The sequence below is a fragment of the Mesobacillus sp. genome, from assembly GCF_049588175.1.
Taxonomy (GTDB): Bacteria; Bacillota; Bacilli; order Bacillales; family Cytobacillaceae; genus Mesobacillus.
In genome coordinates this window covers 1-2,065 of the sequence record NZ_JBAVFI010000404.1, presented here as the reverse complement: position 1 = coordinate 2,065, position 2,065 = coordinate 1, and the positions used below count along the sequence as shown (strand labels likewise).

The window sequence follows — 2,065 nt, the reverse complement described above, 5'->3', positions numbered from 1 at the left end:
ACAACATAATAATTATACAGAAACTTCTATAAAAATAGATAGTGTACTTTTTAAAAAAGGCTAAGTTAGATCACGTTGTTGACATTCAAATAAAACGACCAATCGTTCTCTAGAAGTAAAAAAGGCCGTGAGTGAAATTACTACGATTAAGTAAAATGATCAGTGGTAATTACCTGGTCTTAATAGATGTATCTTCTAAGATTCTCCGAGCAAATTCTGTAAACTTATTTGAAACAAATTTTTGCTCAAAACGTAAATATATTTAGAAATGAGAGGGGGAATGTAATGTTGAAGTTGTTTCTTACTGTTGGTGTCATTGGCATTATTATTTCTGGTATTTTTATTGGGGCTTGGACGGATGGACAACAACAAAGAGCAAATTTTCATTCTGAAACTGAAGAACATAGAAATTTCAGAACAAAAATAGCAATGATTTCTGGTTTGGTTGGATTAATTTCTTTAGGTATTGCTGGATTAATATACTTTTTATAATCTATTTTTTAACATAGCCATAAATATAGAAAATCTCACATATGTAAAAGGGAGAGTTCACCAAATATCTAGCCAACTCCCCCTTTGATCTACTTTATGATTTTCCTAAAGCTCATCAAACCCGTTAACATCCGATGTTTTCGTATATTGTCTTGATTTTTGCTCGAAGAAGTCGGTTTTTCCGAGGTCAACTTCCTGGTATGCGATGATCCATCTTATTGGATTGGTCCGGTATCCTTCGAATGGTGCCTGGAAGCCTAATTGTTCTGCCCTTTTATTGGCCATGAACTTGATATATGCTTCTAGGTCTGGCATGAGCAGGCCATCGATTTTGTTGCCGATGATGTGTTTTGCCCATTCGATTTCCAATTCAGCTGCTTTAATAAAGGTAGCAGTTCCGAATTCTTTTAGCTGTTGGGTATCGTATTCAGGATTCTCTGTCAAAATCTCTTTAAAAATCTTTTCAAACAATCCAACATGGAGCTGTTCATCACGATTGATATAATTGATCATCGTGCTGGTTCCGACCATTTTTTGATTGCGGGCCAGATTGTAAAAGAAGGCAAATCCTGAATAAAAGAAGAGGCCTTCCAAAATGACGTCATACACGATGGAATGTAATAGATTCTCAACTGTTGGTTCTTCTGCAAATCCTTTATAGCCGTCAGTGATAAAATCATTTCTTTCGCGTAAGATCGGCTCTGTTCGCCAATAGTCAAATACCTCTTCCTGCTTCGCTTTGGGAACTATGCTTGATAATACATAGCTGTATGAGTGGTTATGCACGACCTCCTGCTGCGCCAAAATGATCATGAGCGCATTCAGGCTTGAATCGGTTAAATAATCAGCCACCCTTCCAGCATAGTCCGTTTGAATACTATCCAGCAAAGCTAAAAGCCCAATAATTTTTAAGAATGCATCCTGTTCATCTTCTGTTAGCGCTGGAAACTGTTTGATATCCTTAGACATGTTAATCTCAAAGGGTGTCCAGAAGTTCCCTAGCATTCTTTTATATTTTGGATAAGCCCATGGATAGCGGACATCATCCCAGTTTAAGATATTTGAACTCCGGCCATTGATAATTCCAGTCGAGGCATTTGGTGCCTCGACATCTATAATGAAGCGCTTTTTCATTTCGATCATGTTGCTTCCCCCCGTATTAGCTATGGCAGCTTTCACATTCATCTATTTCATTACCTGAAGTAGAGCGTATATAATAGGTCGTTTTCAATCCCGATTTCCACGCATCCATATGAAGATCTAACAGGGTCTTTGCTTTAATATCATTCCTCACATACAAATTAAAGGAAATAGCCTGGTCAATATGGCGCTGGCGTTTCGCATTCTGCCTGATGCTCCAATGCTGGTCAATATTGTACGCTGATTTGTAAAACCAGGTCGTTTTTGGTGAAAGATCCGGCGCAGTGACTGGAATTTTATAATCCTTTTTCTCCTCGGAATACTCAAGTCTAAAGATTGGATCAATGCTTGCAGTCGACCCAGCCAGTATTGACGTCGAAGAGTTCGGTGCAACAGCCATTAAATACCCATTCCGAATACCACCTTGTTTTAC

At 38.2% G+C, this 2,065-nt stretch carries 2 protein-coding genes and 1 pseudogene; 1 reads left to right on the top strand and 2 read right to left on the bottom strand.

What is annotated here, in order from left to right:
- Positions 1 to 285: 285 nt before the first annotated feature.
- The gene (locus tag WB217_RS10155) at positions 286 to 492 is read left to right on the top strand and encodes a DUF5316 family protein (RefSeq protein WP_423993071.1); all 207 of its coding nucleotides are present in this window, start codon (positions 286 to 288) and stop codon (positions 490 to 492) included.
- A gap of 105 nt (positions 493 to 597) precedes the next feature.
- Here the strand turns inward: WB217_RS10155 and WB217_RS10150 are convergent, their stop codons facing one another.
- Entirely contained in the window at positions 598 to 1,635 is a 1,038-nt protein-coding gene (locus WB217_RS10150; protein WP_423993069.1) for a ribonucleotide-diphosphate reductase subunit beta, read from the bottom strand.
- A 16-nt stretch (positions 1,636 to 1,651) separates the two neighbouring features.
- A pseudogene (locus tag WB217_RS10145) lies at positions 1,652 to 2,065 on the bottom strand (ribonucleoside-diphosphate reductase subunit alpha); the annotation flags it as partial.

What these genes read in the sequence shown, in the direction of transcription:
- WB217_RS10150 (WP_423993069.1), bottom strand. Translation starts at nt 1,635, where the DNA reads ATGATCGAAATGAAAAAGCGCTTCATTATAGATGTCGAGGCACCAAAT.
- WB217_RS10155 (WP_423993071.1), top strand. Translation starts at nt 286, where the DNA reads ATGTTGAAGTTGTTTCTTACTGTTGGTGTCATTGGCATTATTATTTCT.